A 1,210-nucleotide genomic window follows, 5' to 3' on the forward strand; every position below is an offset into this window, starting at 1 on the left:
GGCGCGCGGTGCGGGCGGTCGACCCCGGGGCGGGGGACGCCGCGGGCGACGCCGGCACGGACCCGGCGGCCGGGCTGCCCGGCGTGTGGCTCGGCGACGCGGTGGCCGAGGCGTACGCCGCCGACGTGGTCCTCGACGGGCTGCTCGGCATCGGTGGCCGGGGCGCACCCCGCGGGGTCGCGGGGCTGTTGGCGGGGCTGCTCACCGACCTGCTCGACGCCGAGGACGCGGGCGCCGCCGGTGGCGGTCCCCGCGGCGCGGCCGAGGCGGGCGGCGGGCCGCTGGTGGTCGCGGTCGACCTGCCCAGCGGCGTCGGCGTGGACGACGGCGCGCTCCCCGACGGGCCGGTGCTGCCCGCCGGGTTGACGATGACCTTCGGCGCGGCGAAGCCCGGGCTGCTGCTGCCCCCGGCCTCGCGGCGCGCGGGCCGGGTGGAGGTCGTCGACCTCGGCCTGGCGCTGCCCGAGCGCCCGTCGGTCGCTCGCCTGGCCCCCGCGGACGTCGCGGCGCTCTGGCCGGTACCCGGGCCCGAGGACCACAAGTACAGCCGCGGGGTGCTCGGCGTGGTCGCGGGGACGCCGGCGTACCCGGGGGCGGCGGTGCTGACCGTGTCCGCGGCGGCGCTGGCCGGCGTCGGGATGGTCCGGTACGTGGGGCCGTCGGCGGTCGCCCGGTCGGTGCTCGCGGTGCGGCCCGAGGTCGTGGCGGGCGACGGCCGGGTGCAGGCGTGGCTGCTCGGGCCGGGCGTCGACCCGGGGCACGCCAAGCAGGCGCGGCGGCTGACCGCGGCGCTGCACGCGGCGCTCGCGGAGGGCCTGCCCGCGGTGCTCGACGCGGGCGCGCTGGCCCTGGCGCCCCGGGACCTCGCGCCGTGGTGCGTGCTCACCCCGCACGCCGGCGAGCTCGCGACGCTGCTCGGGCGGCTCGGCGAGGAGGTGCCGCGGTCCGCGGTCGAGGCGGAGCCGCTGCGCTGGGCGCGCCGGGCGCACGAGCTGACCGGCGCGACGGTCCTGCTCAAGGGGTCGACGACCGTGGTCGTGGGCGCCGGGGACGCGGTGTACGCGCAGGCGGACGCCCCCGGCTGGCTCGCCACGGCCGGCTCGGGCGACGTGCTCGCGGGGGTGCTGGGCGCGCTCCTCGCGGGCCGGGCGGCCGACGTGCTGGACGACCCGCCGCTGGCCGCGGCGCTCGCGGCCGCCGCGGCGCTGGT

Annotated in this window: 1 protein-coding gene; it reads left to right on the forward strand. The window is 82.1% G+C overall.

Annotation, left to right across the window (positions count from 1 at the left end; translation table 11 throughout):
* Nucleotides 1-1,210, forward strand: a 1,210-nt coding sequence (locus FA014_RS19475; protein WP_154731248.1) for a bifunctional ADP-dependent NAD(P)H-hydrate dehydratase/NAD(P)H-hydrate epimerase, incomplete at both ends; no start/stop codon positions are given.

Source organism: Cellulomonas hominis (assembly GCF_005239125.1).
GTDB lineage: Bacteria > Actinomycetota > Actinomycetes > Actinomycetales > Cellulomonadaceae > Cellulomonas > Cellulomonas hominis_A.